Source organism: Hamadaea sp. (genome assembly GCF_013362815.1).
Classification (GTDB): Bacteria; Actinomycetota; Actinomycetes; order Mycobacteriales; family Micromonosporaceae; genus Hamadaea.
This window is the reverse complement of the sequence record NZ_JABFVK010000031.1, coordinates 14,494-30,484: the sequence shown is the minus strand read 5'-3', so window position 1 is coordinate 30,484 and position 15,991 is coordinate 14,494. Positions and strand designations below refer to the sequence as shown.

14 protein-coding genes are annotated in these 15,991 nt (G+C 68.5%); 1 reads left to right on the top strand and 13 read right to left on the bottom strand.

Annotated features, from left to right (window positions below):
• Nucleotides 1-30 precede the first annotated feature (30 nt).
• From HOV77_RS16750 to HOV77_RS16740, 3 genes are all read right to left on the bottom strand, one after another.
• Nucleotides 31-873 carry a rhomboid family intramembrane serine protease gene (locus tag HOV77_RS16750; protein WP_290863274.1) on the bottom strand — a complete coding sequence of 281 codons (843 nt, stop codon included), beginning with the start codon at nt 871-873 and terminating at the stop codon, nt 31-33.
• 63 nt (nt 874-936) lie between these two features.
• Nucleotides 937-1,527 carry a hypothetical protein gene (locus HOV77_RS16745; protein ID WP_290863273.1) on the bottom strand — a complete coding sequence of 197 codons (591 nt, stop codon included), beginning with the start codon at nt 1,525-1,527 and terminating at the stop codon, nt 937-939.
• A gap of 115 nt (nt 1,528-1,642) precedes the next feature.
• Entirely contained in the window at nt 1,643-2,734 is a 1,092-nt protein-coding gene (locus HOV77_RS16740; RefSeq protein WP_290863272.1) for an amidohydrolase family protein, read from the bottom strand.
• A gap of 49 nt (nt 2,735-2,783) precedes the next feature.
• On the opposite strand from HOV77_RS16740, the gene HOV77_RS16735 reads away from it, so the two are divergent.
• Nucleotides 2,784-4,067 (top strand): glutamine synthetase family protein, encoded by a 1,284-nt coding sequence (locus HOV77_RS16735; RefSeq protein ID WP_290863271.1) that lies wholly within the window; start codon nt 2,784-2,786, stop codon nt 4,065-4,067.
• Nucleotides 4,068-4,080: 13 nt separating this feature from the next.
• Here the strand turns inward: HOV77_RS16735 and HOV77_RS16730 are convergent, their stop codons facing one another.
• From HOV77_RS16730 to HOV77_RS16685, 10 genes are all read right to left on the bottom strand, one after another.
• Nucleotides 4,081-4,680 carry a DUF4190 domain-containing protein gene (locus HOV77_RS16730; RefSeq protein ID WP_290863270.1) on the bottom strand — a complete coding sequence of 200 codons (600 nt, stop codon included), beginning with the start codon at nt 4,678-4,680 and terminating at the stop codon, nt 4,081-4,083.
• Nucleotides 4,681-4,813: 133 nt separating this feature from the next.
• Complete coding sequence (locus tag HOV77_RS16725) at nt 4,814-5,659, bottom strand: DUF2268 domain-containing putative Zn-dependent protease (RefSeq protein ID WP_290863268.1); 846 nt, start codon at nt 5,657-5,659, stop codon at nt 4,814-4,816.
• Between the two features lie 126 nt (nt 5,660-5,785).
• Nucleotides 5,786-8,479 carry a hypothetical protein gene (locus HOV77_RS16720; protein ID WP_290863266.1) on the bottom strand — a complete coding sequence of 898 codons (2,694 nt, stop codon included), beginning with the start codon at nt 8,477-8,479 and terminating at the stop codon, nt 5,786-5,788.
• Nucleotides 8,476-9,540: a Gfo/Idh/MocA family oxidoreductase gene (locus HOV77_RS16715; protein WP_290863265.1), complete on the bottom strand. Its 1,065-nt coding sequence runs from the start codon at nt 9,538-9,540 to the stop codon at nt 8,476-8,478. The genes HOV77_RS16720 and HOV77_RS16715 overlap by 4 nt, the downstream gene beginning before the upstream one ends.
• Nucleotides 9,537-10,448: a sugar phosphate isomerase/epimerase gene (locus HOV77_RS16710; protein ID WP_290863263.1), complete on the bottom strand. Its 912-nt coding sequence runs from the start codon at nt 10,446-10,448 to the stop codon at nt 9,537-9,539. Before HOV77_RS16710 ends, HOV77_RS16715 begins: the two co-directional genes overlap by 4 nt.
• A gap of 11 nt (nt 10,449-10,459) precedes the next feature.
• Nucleotides 10,460-11,650, bottom strand: coding sequence for a CehA/McbA family metallohydrolase (locus HOV77_RS16705; RefSeq protein ID WP_290863261.1), 1,191 nt, complete (start codon nt 11,648-11,650; stop codon nt 10,460-10,462).
• The gene (locus HOV77_RS16700) at nt 11,647-12,753 is read right to left on the bottom strand and encodes an ABC transporter ATP-binding protein (RefSeq protein ID WP_290863259.1); all 1,107 of its coding nucleotides are present in this window, start codon (nt 12,751-12,753) and stop codon (nt 11,647-11,649) included. The genes HOV77_RS16705 and HOV77_RS16700 overlap by 4 nt, the downstream gene beginning before the upstream one ends.
• The gene (locus HOV77_RS16695) at nt 12,753-13,580 is read right to left on the bottom strand and encodes a carbohydrate ABC transporter permease (RefSeq protein WP_290863257.1); all 828 of its coding nucleotides are present in this window, start codon (nt 13,578-13,580) and stop codon (nt 12,753-12,755) included. The genes HOV77_RS16700 and HOV77_RS16695 overlap by 1 nt, the downstream gene beginning before the upstream one ends.
• Nucleotides 13,577-14,536, bottom strand: coding sequence for a sugar ABC transporter permease (locus HOV77_RS16690; RefSeq protein WP_290863255.1), 960 nt, complete (start codon nt 14,534-14,536; stop codon nt 13,577-13,579). The genes HOV77_RS16695 and HOV77_RS16690 overlap by 4 nt, the downstream gene beginning before the upstream one ends.
• Nucleotides 14,511-15,905, bottom strand: coding sequence for an extracellular solute-binding protein (locus HOV77_RS16685; protein WP_290863253.1), 1,395 nt, complete (start codon nt 15,903-15,905; stop codon nt 14,511-14,513). The genes HOV77_RS16690 and HOV77_RS16685 overlap by 26 nt, the downstream gene beginning before the upstream one ends.
• Nucleotides 15,906-15,991: the final 86 nt, after the last annotated feature.

Sequence of the window (15,991 nt, the reverse complement as noted above, 5' to 3'; positions counted from 1 at the left end):
TGATCGTCGGGTGCCGACGATCATGGTGTCTTAGCGCCAGCCGCCGCGGTCGGTCTTGCGCCACATGACTTGGGGTTCGGCGTACCTGGCGACCTGGCGAGGCACCGGCGGGCGACCGCGGCCGCGGAACGGCAGCGCGGCGAGCACGCCGACGACGAAGCCGAGCACGTGCGCGAGGTACGCCACCTCTCCCCCGCCCGAGACGGCCAACCCGGCCGAGTAGAGCCACTGCAGCACGAACCAGGTGCCGAGCACGATCCAGGCCGGCAGGCGCAACGGGATGAAGAACAGGATCGGCACCAGACTCCATACGCGGGCGCGCGGAAACAGCACCAAGTACGCCCCGAGGATGCCGGACACCGCTCCGGACGCCCCGATGAGCGGCTCGGCCGTGTCCGGGTTGGCCAACGCGAACCCGTACGCGGCGGCGTACCCGGCGGCCAGGTAGACCAGCAGGTAGCCGATCCGGCCGAACCGGTCCTCGATGTTGTTGCCGAAGACCCAGAGGAACAGCATGTTGCCGAGCAGGTGCAGCCAGCCACCGTGCAGGAACATCGAGGTCAGCACCGATAGCGCAGGCACCTTGGTGTACGTAGGCGCGTCGATGACGCAGCCGATCCCGTTCGCACCCCGGCCCACTGCGCCCGTCGCGACGAGCGGCAGTTGCATGTTCGTGACCAGCTCTTTGGGAATGGCCGCATAGTGCTGGAAGAACGCCGTCTGGTGGCACAGGTCGGCCACCGCCTCGCCGCCGAGCCCCATGTTGGCGAACAACGGCGTGAACAGCAGCGCCAGCAGGTTGGCGGCGATCAACCCGTAGGTGACCCACGGCGTACGCCGGACGGGGTTCACGTCGTAGATCGGGATCACCATGGATTCACTGTGCCCTATCGCCGCGTTCGAGGCATCCCCCGAGCGGGCCACCGCGCGTACGGGCTACAACAGATCGAGCACCGTCTCGACTCGGGCGGCCAGAACCTCGTCCATCACTCCGGAGACCTGAATCGACACCACTGCGCCTCCGACAGCCTGAGCCAGTCGTACGGTCAGGACCTGCGAGCCGCACAGCGGGTACTCAAACCACCGGTCAGTCTCGTCGTCAGTCTCGTCGAGCGCGCCGATCAGGGCATCTTCGTCAGCCCCGTCGTACGGGTAGCCGATGAGAGAGCTGAGGTGCTCCAACGTCGCCATCACATTGTCCTCGCGGATCCAGTTCTCGATCGTGCGCTCGGTGGACTCGGTCGCGTCGGCCACCATGCTCGTCGGCCGCGGACGGCGTATCGGTCGTGACGGGCCGTCGAGCAGACGTCGACGCGCTGCCCCCAGACGCTCGCCGTAGTCCGCCGCGAAGATCTCCGGCACCGTCGTCTCAAGCGCGCCGTCGAGCTGATAGAGGCTGGACCAGACTGATGGATCGTCGGCGACGAACGAGTCGAAGGCTGGGCTCCCGATGACGCGATACAGCCAGTCCGACAGGACGAGAGCCTGGTCATGGCTGAAGGTGACGGTCAAGATTGGCTCCCGCATGGGGACAGGGTATGACGCGGGGCTCTCCTGGGACGGCTGGCTCCGCCCAACCCTGCGGATCAGGGTTACGCAGGCTAAACCCGGGCGGGATGACATGCGTAACCGTGATCTGGTGCTAATGGGGGAGGTTGTAGACGCGGGTGGCGTTGTCGACGCCGATGAGGTGCGCGATGCGGGTCGCGTCGGTGTCGGAGAACTCGGCGAGGAATGCCGACAGCGCTTGGCGGAACATCGTCGCGGCGAGGTAGTAGTGCTCGGGGAGGGCGTACGCGTCGGAGGAGTAGAGCATCTTCGTGAAGGGGGCGAGTTCGAGCGCTTCGGCTAGTACGGCGGTCGCTCGGGAGCCGACGTTGTGCAGGGCGAGTCCGACGTCGAAGTAGACGTTGTCGAACGCTTGCGTCAGGTAGCCGGCCTCCCGGTGGTACGGGTAGGTGTGCAGCAAAAGTACCGGCACGCCGGTCGGTTCGATCGCGCGGAGCAGCGACGTGAGCAGCGCCGGGTTGGTCTGGTGCAGGTTCAGGTCCGGGTCGCCGAATCCAGTGTGGAGCTGCAGGGGCATACCGAGGTCGACGGCGGTCCAGATCAGGAAGCGGTGCAGCGTCTCGTCGGCAATCCGCGCGGGTCCGCCCCGGCCGATGGTGGCCAGCATCAGGCCGGCCGCCGCGGTCACCTCGCTGTCCGTGGGGCGCTGGGGATTCATCGACAAGCCCATGCGGTACGCGACGACGGATTTGGCTGCGACGGCATCCCGGGCGCGGCCGGCGAGCTTCTCCCGGACCGCCGTCGCGAAACCCATCGCATCCACCCCGCTTGTGAGCAGCTGCTCCGCGAGCTGCTCTAGGCGTACCACTTCATGAGCGGCCGCACCCGCCGCGGCGCCGAGCTCTTGCGGGGTGAGCAGGGGTTCGGGCGTGTAGCCGGTGTCGATGCAGAGGGCGCCGAGGTTCGCCGCGGCCAGGAAGCGGGCCGTGACCTCGGCGTGGCCGAGCGAGGCGCGGCGATCGAGGTAGTCCGCGGCCGGGGCATGCGCGGGCAGGTCGAGCAGCGGGGCGCAATGGTCGCGCACCGCGAAGCCGAGCAGCGAGTCCCATGCGCCGCGCGGGCCTTCGGTGAGGCGGCCGGCGAACTCGGCGGCGTCGAGATCGCGCCGGACGACGCCGTGACAATGGTGATCGGTCAGCGGCAGAGCCGCCACGGATTCGCGCACCTCACTAGCTTGCCGGAAGGTCCGGCGATTTGCCGGTAGGTTCGCTTCTGTGACCAATCCGGACGACCTGGCCGCCGAGCTGACTGCGCGCAATGTCGCCGTTGTCGCGTTGACCTGGGTGGACAACAGCGGCATCACGCGGATGAAGGGCATTCCGGTCGGGCGGCTGGCGCATGCGGCGCAGTGGGGCGTCGGCGCGTCGCCGGTCTTCGACACGTTCCTCGTCGACGACTCGTCCGTGCTCGGACAGTACGCCGGAGGGCCGGTCGGCGACCTGCGGCTCGTCCCGGACCTGCGGAAACTGACCGTTCTCGCGGGGCAGCCGGGGTGGGCGTGGGCACCGGCCGATCGGTACGACCAGAACCGCGACCGGCATCCGCAGGACGCGCGTGGCGTACTCGAGAGGGTTGTCGGGAAGCTCGCTGATCAGGGGTTCACCGTGCGGGCGGGGTTCGAGGTCGAGTGGTGCGTCACTCCGTCCGATTCGCTCCCGGCCTATGGGATGGCTCGGGTCGTCGAGCACTCCGACTATCTGCGTACGCTGATGGAGGCGTTGATCGCGGAGAACGTCCTGGTCGAGCAGCTGCACCCGGAGTACTCGCCCGGCCAGTTCGAGGTGTCCTTCTCGCCGCTGGACCCGGTCGGCGCAGCCGACATGCTGGTGCTGGTACGCGAAACGATCCGTGCGGTAAGTGCTTCTTTCGGGCGGCGCGCTTCGTTCGCGCCTCGCGTGGTTGCGGGCGGTGTCGGCAACGGCGGCCACATCCACCTGAGTCTGTGGCGCGACTCGGCGAACCTGATGCTCTCCGACGTCGGTTCTTCGTTCGTGGCGGGAATCCTCGCGCGCCTTCCGGCGCTGCTCGCTTTCGGCGCTCCGTCGGTCGCGAGTTACCTACGGCTCGTGCCTTCCCATTGGGCCGGGGCGTACGCGTGCTGGGGGCACGAGAACCGGGAAGCCGCACTGCGGTTCGTCACCGGTTCGCCGGGCGAACGCGAGTCGGCTGCCAACATCGAGGTCAAGTGCTTCGACGCTACCGCCAATCCTTACCTCGCCCTGGCCGCGTTGTTGTCCGCGGGCATTGTCGGGGTTACCGACGGCGCTTCGCTTCCGGAGCCGGTCGAGGTTGATCCCGCTTCGCTCGCTTCTCCGCCTCCTCGGCTCCCCACCTCTCTTTCCGCTGCCGCTGACGCTTTGGAACGCGATCCGCTTTTCGCTTCCGCGCTGGGGGTTGAGCTGGTCGACACCGTTCTCGCCGTACGCCGCGGGGAGGTTGCCGTTTTCGACGGTGCTTCCGAGGAGGAGATCGTCGCTCGTACGCTTTGGCGCTACTGACGCCTATCACGCGTCAGCGCACGATGGACTCCGCCGTCTTGTGCCACCGGCCCAGTCCAGCCAGACAATAGATCGCGACCTGGCCGTTCTCCGCGAACTCGCTTCGCAAGTACATGAAGGTCAGCTGCGAGTTGTCGCGCGCCTGCGACGTCAGATTCTCACGGCCGAAGACGCACTCCACCTCTGCCCGGCTAGCGACCACCTCCTCGCTGCCGTCGGGAACCCGGGCCACGGCGTACACCTGCATGGCGTGCAGCTCCGTGCAGGAAACGACCTCGAACTCGGCCATCGACAAGATCCCAGGCATCTCCGGAAGGCAGTCGCCCGGCCGCAAATCGGTCACGACCGTCGAACGATCGTTGATCCAGATCGCCACCACTCCGGCCGAGAGGGTGATCGAGACGAGGCCCAGCAGCATCCCCACCACCGCTAGAACGTTGCCGCGCTGCTGTTGACGCTTACTGCGGCGCAACGCCATCGCACCCATGATCAGAGCCGCGATCCCGCCGGGTGCCCCACAAACTGCAACGACTAGGGCGGCTATCGCCAGCGGATTCCAGCGCAGCGCCTCGCGCTCCAGCGGGCTCTGCGTCGAGCTATTCGGGTCGGCCACGCGGGGCAGGGTACAGCCAGTCAAGCCCATGGCGTTAACGGATGACCCGCCGATCCGGCACCAGCAAGATCATGGTCATTTTCTGGGTCGCTATCACAACGCAGAAATGACCATGATCATGCGGGTACCGTTCTCACGTGGCGCGAGCGAGGATTTCGGAGCCGGTGAGGCCGGTGCTCTGCGCCACCGTCAGGCCGGTAGCCGCCAGGTGCGCGTCCACGATGCGGAGGCCGACTGCGTACCCGGCCATGTCGGGGATGCCGACCGGCTCGGAGCCGAACTTCTGCGCCGTCGTGTCGCCGAGCACGTACGCGGCGGTCTTGTCGTAACCGGTGAGGTCGAACGCCGCGATCGTCTTCGCATACGCAGCGTCCAGTGGAGAGCCGGACACCATCGTCGACCAGGGACCCATCGCCGCCGGGCCGAAGACTTCGCGGACGAACGCCTCGGCCAGTCCTTCGGAGACGACGTGTTCGCCGACCATCGGCACCCACGGAACGTTCTGGTAGCGAATCTGGTGGTGCAGCTCGTGAACCGCGCAGTACGCGATCCGCCCGATGACGTCGTCGGAGGGCCAGCCGATGAGGTAGAGCCAACCGGGCGCGCCACCCATGCCGTAGTACCCGCCGGTGACCTTCATCAGGTGCTCGTCGTCGGGGTTGCCCAGCATGAACAGGACCTTGACCTCGTCGGGCTGCTTCCATTCGCCCAGCGCCGCACTCGCTTGCTCCAGCGCCACGGTGATCTGCCCGACGACGTCGTCGGTGACGAGTCGCTCCAGCGCCGGAACGTAGCGTGGGTCGTCGGTGTCGACGCGGAAGCCGCCACCCTGGTGGTGCAGGTCGACCGGATCGCCCGGCATCGGGACGTGCTCGTACATCGCAGCGACGAGCCGCCGAAGTTCTTCGGCGCGCTCAGAAAGCGGGCGGGCCAGGATCTCCAGCATCGCCCGGGGCGTATCCATAACCGTGATCTTCATGCGTACGACGGTAGGGACTCACGTCGCGTGAGGGTCAAGCGTGAGGGTCAAGTGTGAGGCCACAACGGGTGGTACGCCGTGCACCCTTCCGATGACAGGAAGCGTGCATGGCGTACCACCGAACCGTCAGACCGAAAGCTGAAGCGTAGCGATCTCGAACCCCCGCAAGTCCACCCGAACCGAGCCGTCCGCGCCGACGTCCAATGCCGACCCCCGCCGCCCCCGCAGGTCAGCCAGCCAGGCCGCCGACAGACCAGGCAAGGACACGACAGCGGTGGACGGCGAGGGCCGCAGGCACACGACGCGTACCTCGACACAAGAGGAGCGCGAGCGAAGCGAGGTCATGACAACGCCGTCGCCGGACAAGGACAACCCGGTAGCCGAAGGAGGCAGCGAAGCGGACGACGCAGCGGTCCCCGGGAACGCGAGCAGCGAATGCCGATAGACCTCGGCCGCCGTGGCCACGCCCGCCCGGTCCCACGACTCCCGGATGGGCATGACCGCCAGGTCGAACGTGATAGGCCCATGGCATTGGGCTTGCGGCGCAGGCAACTGCGGCCCGGCCGGCTCGTCCCGCAACGCGACGATGTTCCGGGACAGCATGCCGACCGAACGCAGCAGCGTGATCGCGAGGTGGCCGTCGACTACTTCGTACTCCGTGGGCTGAGTCAACAGCGCGGCGGTCGAGCCCGCCACGACGAAGCCCGACGCGGGGAACGTCGGCAACGGATACTCCCCACCACCGCCCTCGACTGAGTCGGAAGAGCGGGAGACCACCGCGAACTGCCCCTCCGCGTGCGAATCCGACGCGCCGAAGAAGGGCAGGTGAAGGCGTACGCGATGATCCGAGCACGGGTTGTCGAAGCTGATCGTCAGGCGCACGAACGTTTCGCCGACCCGGAGTTCGACCCGGGTCACCACCGTCACCGGGACCAGCGTGGCGGACCGGGCGGGGGCCGGTGGCGCGGCGGCGACCACGACCGGGCTGACCGGAGTGGGTGACGACGCGGCGACGGGCCACTCGTAGACCCTGGTCACAAGAGCCACTGCAGCCAATGGTCCGGCCGATTCCACCGAGACCGAAGTGGAAGCCGGCGACGAGACCAGCAGGTCAGACGCGGGCGGCGAGTAGTTGTAACTGTCCCCGACATCCCCGCCGTCGACGATCAGCCCGATGTCGGCGACGTTGAACCGCAGCAGCCCGTTGTCCAGAATGGACCCATCGACCGACACCGGCGCATCTGCAACGGCAGCCGATGAGGAGGGCCGCACCGAGACATGCCCAAGGGCCGGAACGGTGACACAGGCGGCGACAACGGAACGCGGAGCGGCGACGATCCGCATCCGGACCGAGGCCAGGCCGGAAATGGCGGCCCACACGGCGTCGAGGCTGAACGACGGATCGCCATGCCGGGCCACGTGGAAGGTCAGCTCGTCGCCGACCAGCTCCCACTTGGTGATCTCCTGCCCGTACAGCTCGATGCCGTGGATGCGCCGCAAGCCCTTCGCGATCTCGGAAGGGCCGTCGAGGTCATCCGAAGCGAGCACGGACGGCCCGTCGGCGAGAACCTGGATCGGCACCGGCGTACCGTCGCCGGTCACCAGTGAGGAAGACGACGGAATGTCGAGCGAAACCAAGGACGTCCGTGGGAACGGCGAGGGGTTCCAGATGGCGTATCCGTCGTTCGGGACGGCCGCGGCCAGGCTCGCCCCGGCCAGATCCACGACCGCCCGGGCCAGCTGATCGGCCTCGGCAAGCCGCGCGGCCACCTGCACCGCGGTCTCGTCGCAGCCGCAGCCGGTCACCGAGTCGTGGCACGACGCGTCGATCAGCCGGCTCCAGGCCATGTCCAGGAAACCCTGCACTGGCGGCCCGTCGTGCCACAACGCCGCGAGCGGCTCGGCGTGGCGCTCCACCGCCCGCTCCGCGCGTCCCATCGCCCGTTTCAGAGGGGTACGCACAGAGATGACCCCGGGCAGGATGTTCGCGCGGGAGTGGGACCGCAGCTCGCCGGTGATCCGGGGCAGCCCTTCGAACCGGGTGGACTGCGTGGCGAAGTACTCGGCCAGCGTACCGAGGCGCAGGTCGATCCCCGTCTCCTTGGATGCCCGGGCGAGCAGGTCGGCGACGTCGGCAGCCGGGGCTGCATGGTCAGTTCCGTACATGCCCAGCATCGGCCCGTTTTCCGGCCACCAGGCGCGCAAATACGAAGCGAGTTCCTCCGCCCGCGCGGCGACGAGCGGCGGCGAGGCGGTGAGCGAAGCGGCGTTGCCGTAGCCGCCGGGGAGGTACTCGGTGCGGATGACCGTGCCGTCCGGGGCCTCCCAGCCGAACGCGTGCTGCTCCAGCGACCCCGGTACGCCCCGGAAGACACAGGCGTGGGCGAGCCCGGCGCCGGCCAGGATCTGCGGCATCTGCGCGATGTGGCCGAACATGTCGGGCAGGTAGCCGACCGGCAGCGCTGCGCCGAGTTCTTCGGCGCGGTTGAGACCCCGTTCGAGGTTGCGGACGATGTTCTCGCCGGAGCAGAGGAACTCGTCGAGCAGGATCTGCCACGGGCCGACCGACAGTTGCCCGTTCTCGACCAGCGCGCGCACCTGCTCTTTACGATCAGGGCGTACTTCGAGGTAGTCGTCGACGGCGGCCATCTGCCCGTCCAGAGTGAATCGTTGCCGAGGGTCGGCGGCCATCCGGTCGAACACGTCGTCGAGCAACGCCACCAGGCGCAGCCGGAACCGCTGGAACGGCTCGTACCACTCACGATCCCAATGCGTATGCGGCACGACGATGATCTGCGTCGTCGAGGAAGTGGGCGTCATGCGGAAGTGGCCTCTCCGGAGACGGGATGGGCGGACGCGCGGACGATGCGCTGGCTGGTGATCAGGTCGGACAGGCCGCCCTCGGCGCCGGTCCTCGGTGGCGTACCGGAGGTCACGAGCGAGTGGAAGGCGACGAGTTCCCGTTCGAAGGCTTCGTCGACGCTCGTGAAGACCGACCGGAACGCTCCGTCCACAATGGTCAGCTGAGTCGGCGCGTTCATCAGGTACGGCGACGGGAAGACGAGTTCGAGCGAGCCGCGTTCGTGGTGCAGCGTCACGGTCTCCCGGTACGCCGGATAGTCCGGCAGGTAGTGCCAGTGCAGCGTGAAGCGCCCGCCTTCGGGCAGGTCGCCGGTGACCTCGACGGACGGCTCGGGCACGTCTTTGCGTACCCAGGTCGTGGCGTGGTCGACGGTCGCGGGCGCGCCGGTGAACAGCCGCAGCAGGGACAGGTCGTGACTGAGGCTGTTGACGAGGATGCGATAGAGACCCTGTGCACCTGGATCGTCGCCGACGGCCGCGCGTACGAGGTCGCCATCGCGGGCCCGGAGCAAGGCGACCGCCGAAGCCGGGACGTCCGAGAACGTGGGCAGGTGAGCGAAGGCGAGCTGCGAATCGCCGCTCGGGTGCAGGACGCTCACGTCGACGTGGTGCACCGCCGCCGGTCCGCCGATCCGGTCCAGCTCTTCGAGCGCCCGTTCCACCGCTGGGTCGTACTGCTTCATGTAGCCGACCATGAGCCGATCCGCCTCGGGTAACTGCGCCACTTCGGCGCGGGTGAGCGCGAGCGGCTTCTCACAGAACACCGGCAGCCCGGCCGCGAGCGCCTGACCGGCCAGCTCTCCGTGCGAACCCGAGGTCAGCAGCAGGATCGCGTCGAACCCGCCTGCGGCGATCATGTCCGCTGCGTCGGCGTACGCAGGAACGTCGAACTCGGCGAGCGCGGTCGGCGACAGATCACTGACGGCGGCGACGGAGAACAGGTCGGACCGCCGGGCCAGCATCGGCAGATGCGCCGTACGCGCGATCGCGCCCAGCCCGGCGACGGCAACCCGGATCATCGCAGCCCCCACGCGGCGAGCTGAGCCCGGTTGGCGCGCTGGTCGGCGAGGATGCGATCGAGATCCTGACCGGTTCCGGGCGCGTCCTGCTCCACGACGAGCCAACCGGTGTAACCGATCTCGGTCAGTTCGGCCAGCACCGCCGGGAGATCGACGTCGCCCTGGCCGATCGCCGGGAATCCACCGGCTCTCACCATCGCTGACAAGTCCGCCCCTTCTTCGCGTACCCGATGATGAACGAGACGGTCCGCGTCTTTGACGTGGACCTGTTTGATGCGCGGACCCCAGTGGCGGACCGCGGCCACCGCGTCGCCGCCGGCGAGGGTGAGATGGCCGGTGTCCAGGCAGATCGAGATGTCGGTCAGCGCGAGCAATCGATCGGCCTCGTCGCCCGTCTCGATGTCCGTGCCGAGGTGATAGTGGAAGACCGGCTCCAGACCGCGCGCCCGGCATCGGTCCGCGGCCTGCTGGACCCGGTCCGCGAAGGCGGTCCAGGCCGATTCGGGCAAGGCCGCGTCGTCTGCCACGGGTACGCCGGGAGCAGCGAACCGGATGGGATTGGCGGGGCAGGCGAGCGTCGGCCGGGGAGCGAACCGGTCGTCGTCGCCGGCTGAATTGACCTGCGCGGCAGCAGCGAACACGTCGAGCGCGGCGTCCAAGTTGGACAGATCGGCCGCGAAGCCGTCGGCGTCGCCGTAGCGCAGGTCGACCCAGCCGCCGGCGAGCTGCATGCCGTGCCGGGCCAGCCGCTCTACGAGGTCCGAGCCGGTGCCGAGATAGCCGATCGGACCGGAGTCGATCCCGGTGTACCCGGCCGCCGAAAGCTCGGCGAGCAGCGTGTCCGGGTCGACGATCGGCGAGTCGAGGGAGTAGATCCCGAAGTTGCAGGGTGCGTTGGCGATCCTCACCGACTGGCTGTTCAGAGACACAGCGCGACGACCTCCGTTGTGGCGGTTTCGAGGATGTGCAGGCCGTCCTCGGCCTTGAGTAGCGCGCGGTCGCCGCGGATCACTGTCCGCGCGCCGCTGGGGCAGATCAGGACTGTGCCGTCGGCATCGAGGGCGAGCAGTTCGTCGCCGAGCCGGATCAGCAGCGGCTCGGCGGGACCGGCGTTGATCGCGACGCGCCCCGCCTTGAGCCCACCGAGGACGTCACCCTCGTCAGCGAGCACCCACGTGGTGGGGTTGCCCGGCAGCCCGTCGTTGCCGGGCCGGTGATAGTCGCTCCCGCCGACCGGGATGACGTCCGGCCGCCAGGCGTCGGCCCAGGCCAGTGGGGCGCCCCACGTCCGGTCGAACCAGCCCGAGTGCCAGACCTCCGCGTGCCGGGGCCGCGCGCTGACGGGCTGACGCCACGCGCAGTCGCCGCCGAGCGGATGGTTGATCGACAGAATGCCGCCGTCGCGCTCGACTGCGGCGATCCACTCGTCGACCGGCTGCCGGAAGTCGACCCAGCCGATGGCGCCCCAGGCGTTGGCGTGCCCGCGGTCGGTGGTGACCTCCTGCCCCGGAATCAGGGCGATCCCGTGGTACGCGCCCGCAGCGGTCAGCTCCGGATGGTGGCTGACCGTGTTGTGGTCGGTGATCGCGAGGAAGTCCAGTCCCCTGGTGACCGCGAGCGCCGCCAGCTCGGGGACGGTCGAGATCCCGTCACTGTGGACGGTGTGCGAGTGCAGATCGCCTGCCAGCCACTGCTGTCCGTCCACGGTTGGAAGTTCCCTGCGCGGGCCTCGCTCGGCTCTCGGCGGGCCTTCTTGTTTCGTCGCGGGCGGCGATTTGTCCGATGTCGTGGCGGTAACGGTGAAGTCGAGCCCGTCCACCGGTACGCGATGCAGCCGAAGGAGAACGTGCCACACCCCGGGTTCGAGGTCACCGGGCAGGTATCCCGGCGTGGCCCAGCCGGGGGTGATCGTGTAGCGCTCCCGCGCCCCGCCCGACCAGCCGCGGAAGCCGTTCGGTCCCTCACACCCGAGGTCGAGCACCCCCCGGCTTCGGTCGTACGCCAACTCGACGGTCAACTCCGCGGCGCCGGGCGGAACCTCGACGGGGACCGAGCGCATGATCTGCTCGGCGCGGTCCTCCATCGTCCAGCGCCCGCGTTGCACCGTCATCGGTTCGCACCGGCGGGCTGGGCGGGAATCGGCGCGGCGACCAGCTCGTCGTCGCGGTACAGCAGGGCTCGTCCAGCCTTGGGCACGACCCAGCCGCGGTCGCCGGGCTGCGGTTCGTCACCTTCGGGCACCACGACTTGCACCGTACCGGCGTCACCGGGCAGATCGAGGCTGACCAGGGACGAACTGCCGAGATTCTCCACCACGACGACTTCGCCCGACAGCGCGCCTGCGCGTTCGGCCGGCGAATAGTCGAGATACTCCGGGCGTACGCCGTAGGTGATGCTCTCCCCTGGGGTCACTTCACCGGCCGTCTCCGGGATCGGCAGCACCGCCCCCGCAACGTCGATGCCGCCGTCGCGGACGGTCGCGGGGATCAGGTTCATCGGGGTCGAGCCGATGAACCCCGCCACGAAGGTGTTCGCCGGGCGGCGGAAGACTTCGACAGGCGTACCCACCTGGCGGATGCGCCCGCCCTGCATCACGGCGATCCGGTCGGCCAACGCGAGCGCCTCGGCCTGGTCGTGGGTGACGAACACCGTCGTCACGCCGAGGTCACGCTGCAAGCGCTTGAGGAACGTCCGAGCCTCCAGCCGCAGTCGCGCGTCCAGGTTCGACAGCGGCTCGTCCAGCAGGAACACCTGCGGCGTGTAGGCCATCGCTCGCGCGAGCGCGACCCGCTGCTGCTGCCCGCCGGACAGTTGCGCCGGCCGCCGCTCCAGCAGCTCGGCCAGGCCCAGGCCGTCGGCCGTCTCGGCCGCCTTGCCGTGCCGGGTCCGCCGATCCACCTTCTTGATGCGCAACGGGTACGCGATGTTGTCGCGGACGCTCATGTGCGGGAAGAGGGCGTAATCCTGGAACACCATCGCGACGTCGCGCCGGCCGGGCGGTAGGCCGGTGACGTCGGTGTCTCCGATCTGGACGGTGCCGCCGGAGGCGACCTCCAGCCCGGCGATGGTGCGCAGCAACGTCGTCTTGCCGCAGCCGGACGGGCCGAGCAGGGCGAAGAACTCGCCGTCGGCGATCTGCAGATCGAGGGCGTTCAGCGCGCGTACGCCGTTGGGGTAGACCTTGGTCAGCCCGCTCATGGTGATGGCGGCCATCAGCGTTTGATCCCTCCGTGGAAGCGGAAGCCGTAGCGGGTGCTCACGAAGATGAACATGAGCACGACCGGCAGCGAGTAGAGCAGCGAGAACGTCGAGAGCAGCCGCAGGTCGGCCTGCCCGCCCTCGGTGTAGAGGGTGTACATGATGACCGCCGCCGGAGCCTTGTCCGGGCTGCGCAGCAGCAGGTACGGCACCAGGAAGTTGCCCCACACGTTGGCGACCGCCCACACCGCGACGGTGGCTAGGCCCGGCCGGACGACGGGCACCACGATGTGCCGCACGATCTGCAGCGGGCTGGCCCCGAACACGCGCGCCGACTCCTCGTACGAGGTCGGCGTGGAGTCCATGAAGTCCTTGAGGATGAAGATCGCCGCCGGGAGCAGCCCACCTGACATGATCAGGATGACGCCGAGCCGGGAGTCGATCAGGTTCAGCCGGAACGCCAGCTCGAACAGCGGCACCATGGTCGCCGTCCCCGTCACGATCGACGAGAGCAGCAGCAGGCCGTAGAGCAGGGCGTCCCGGCCGGGGATGCGGACCCGGCTCAACGCGTACGCGGCCAGGGCGGCGAACACGACGACCAGGATCGCCGTGCCACCGGCCAGCCAGACCGAGTTCAGCAGTGACTCCACGGCATAGGGGTTGTCCAGCAACGCCCGGAAGTTGTCCAGCGCGAAGTCGGGCATCGACGTCGTGATCTTCGGCGTGCTGTCGAACGGCGCGGTCGCCAGCCACAGCAACGGAATCGCGAAGAACCCGAGGACCGCGCTGAGGAAGACGTAGCGGCCGATCCGGCCGAGCAGGTGGCTGACGGTGGTGTTCACGCCTCCTCCTTCCGGCGTCCCAACATCCGCAGGTAGACCAGGGCGAGGACGAGGTTGATCAGCAACATCAGGAACGAGATCGCCGACCCGAAGCCGAGCTGACCACCGGACAGGGCCACCTTGTAGACGTAGACCGCGAGGATCTCCGACTTCTGCTCCGGCCCGCCCGCGGTGATCAGATACGGCGAGAAGTCGTTGAACGTCCACAGGCTGATCAGCAGCAGGTTGGTCAGGATGTGCCCGCGAATACGCGGGAACACCACGTCCCGCAGTTGTTGCCAGGTGTTGGCCCCGGCCAGTTTCGCGGTCTCCAGATGTGACGGCGGGACGTTCCCGAGCGCGGCGCTGTAGAGCATCATCGAGAACGCGGTGCCCCGCCAGGTGTTGAACACGATGATCGACAGCATCGGATGATCCAGCAGCCAAGCCGCGCCCGGCGTATGCAGCACGGCGTTGAGCGTGCCGGCGTCGCGGTCGAGCAGCGCGATCCACAGGAACGCCACCACTGAACCCGGCAGGATCCAGGCCAGCAGCACGAACGCCTCGACGACGCGCCGCATCGGGCCACGGCGGTCGCGCAGCGTCCAGGCGATGGCGAAGCCGAGGAAGGCCTGCCCGATCACCGCCGAGCCGAGGACGAACTGCAAGGTCAGGCCCAGCGAGGTCAGGAACCGGTCGTCGCCCAGCGCGGTCGTGTAATTGTCGAGGCCGACGATCTCCGGATGCGCGGCGGCGAGCCCGGTCAGCCGGTAGTTCGTAACGCCGAGATAGATCGTCCAGGCCGCCGGTAGAACGAGGAACAGCACGATGAGCACCATGCTGGGCACCACGAACGCGGCGGCACGGGCGCGGCCGAGCCCGGCGGCGTCCGGGGACGCGCCGTCGTGGCGCGCCCCCGGAACTGCTTCGGTGCCGACGTCGGAGGTCGTGTCAGGACTGGACGTTGCCTGCACCACCGACGATCCCCTCAACCTTCTTCTGATATTCCGCTGCGGCGTCGGCCGGGCTCTTGCCGGACACGACCGCGGCGGTCGCCTCCTGCAACGCCACCGACACCTGCGGATACACCGCCAGCGGCGGCCGGTACGCCGTCACCGGCAGCACCTTCTGCGACACGAAGCTGAGCATCGGGTCGGCGGAGAGTACGTCTTTGTTGACGTCCATCCGGGCGGTGATCCGGGCGGCCCCGGCCAGCTCGGACTTGACCGCCTCGGCCGAGCTCATGAACGACAGCAGTTCCCAGGCCTGCGCCGGGTACTTGCTGTTGGGGTTCACGACGCGTACGCCGCCGCCGGACATGCTGACGAAGTCCTGGCCCCGGATACCCGCCCCGGGCTGCTTGGCGGGGATCATCGCGTACCCGACGGTGGCGTCGCGGTCGGCCATCTTCGCGATGCCCTTCGTGGGCTCGACGACGCTGCGCCAGAAGTAGTCGCCTTCGCCGAGGATGCCGATCTTGCCCGCGGCGAACATCTCGAAGGACTTGTCCCGGCCCTTGGCCTCCTGCTGCAGCTTCGGGTCGCCGAGGCCGCCGCCATACACCTTGGAGTAGAACTCGAGCGTGTCCTTGACGGGCTGGGTCGCGCCGGACCACTTGCCGTCCTTCCAGATCTCCCCGCCCGCGCCCACGAGCAGCGGCAACGCGCCCTGCATGGAGGTGGCCTCGCCCATGGCGGTGCCCGCGTTGATCTGGATCGGGGTGACGCCGGGGATGGTCTTGAGCTTGGCCCCCGCGTCGAGGATGTCCTGCCAGGACTTGGGCTGCCAGTCGGCCGGCAGGCCCGCCTGAGCGAACAGCTTCTTGTTGAAGTAGAGCACCCGGCCGTCGGTGCCCTGCGGTACACCGTACTTCTTGCCCTCGAAGGTGCCGAGGCCCTGCACGGACTGCGGGATCTGGCTCCAGCCCTCCCACGAGTCCACACCGGACCCGGCCACGTCGGCCAGCGGCTTGATGTATCCGGCCTGGGCGAACTCGCCGACCCAGATGCCGTCGATCGCGATGACGTCGGGACCGGCCTTGCTGCGCAGGTCCAACGCCAGCTTGGTCTTGTACTGCTCGTCGTCGACGCCGCTCGGCACGAACGTCACCTTGGCGGTGACGCCCTTGGCCTTCTGGGCCTCGATGAACTTGGGGATGACCCAGTCTTGGATCCACTGGGCGCCGGCGGCGTTCTTCCCGCCGACGATGGAATTGGCTGCGATGGTGAGCGTGATGTTCTTGGCATCCGCGCCGGACGGCTCGTCCGAGCCGCAGCCGGCCATGGTGAGAGCGAGAGCGGTGAGCGCGGCGAGCGCGCCCGTCGTCGTTCTGCGCTGAACTGACATTGGTGCTTCCCTTCGGCGACAGGGGGACTCGAAGAGGCTCGCGTTGCTCAGAATGTCATGACAACCTGCCGACGTAAATGACTGGC

Excerpts from the sequence above, each read along its gene's own strand:
- HOV77_RS16720 (WP_290863266.1), bottom strand. The coding sequence starts at position 8,479 with ATGACGCCCACTTCCTCGACGACGCAGATCATCGTCGTGCCGCATACG.
- HOV77_RS16700 (WP_290863259.1), bottom strand. The coding sequence starts at position 12,753 with ATGGCCGCCATCACCATGAGCGGGCTGACCAAGGTCTACCCCAACGGC.
- HOV77_RS16750 (WP_290863274.1), bottom strand. The coding sequence starts at position 873 with ATGGTGATCCCGATCTACGACGTGAACCCCGTCCGGCGTACGCCGTGG.
- HOV77_RS16685 (WP_290863253.1), bottom strand. The coding sequence starts at position 15,905 with ATGTCAGTTCAGCGCAGAACGACGACGGGCGCGCTCGCCGCGCTCACC.
- HOV77_RS16745 (WP_290863273.1), bottom strand. The coding sequence starts at position 1,527 with ATGCGGGAGCCAATCTTGACCGTCACCTTCAGCCATGACCAGGCTCTC.
- HOV77_RS16725 (WP_290863268.1), bottom strand. The coding sequence starts at position 5,659 with ATGAAGATCACGGTTATGGATACGCCCCGGGCGATGCTGGAGATCCTG.
- HOV77_RS16715 (WP_290863265.1), bottom strand. The coding sequence starts at position 9,540 with ATGATCCGGGTTGCCGTCGCCGGGCTGGGCGCGATCGCGCGTACGGCG.
- HOV77_RS16705 (WP_290863261.1), bottom strand. The coding sequence starts at position 11,650 with ATGACGGTGCAACGCGGGCGCTGGACGATGGAGGACCGCGCCGAGCAG.